Here is a 278-nt window from a genome sequence, read left to right as displayed (position 1 = left end):
CCATGCCGTCAGGAGACGGCCGTGGATTGCGCCGACGAACTGCGTGCCGAAGATGTCCGCAAGATAGGCCGGGATGGTGGCGAAACCGCCGCCATACATGGACAGGATGATACCGAAGGCGAGAACGAAAAGCGCCTTGTTGCCCATCGTCGCGAGCGTCGGCGCCAGCGCGTAAAGAATGATGCCGAGAATGAAGAAGCAGAAATAAGTGTTCTTGCGGCCGATCTTGTCGGACATGGAGGCCCAGAAGAAACGGCCGCCAATGTTGAAAAGCGAAA

Annotated in this window: 1 pseudogene; it reads right to left on the bottom strand. The window is 57.6% G+C overall.

The features are described 5' to 3' along the window. Positions 1 to 278 (bottom strand): annotated as a pseudogene (locus tag EN857_RS34520) (MFS transporter); the annotation flags it as partial.

It is taken from the genome of Mesorhizobium sp. M4B.F.Ca.ET.214.01.1.1, from assembly GCF_004791545.1.
Lineage (GTDB): Bacteria > Pseudomonadota > Alphaproteobacteria > Rhizobiales > Rhizobiaceae > Mesorhizobium > Mesorhizobium abyssinicae.
This window is presented reverse-complemented; position numbering and strand designations above follow the sequence as displayed.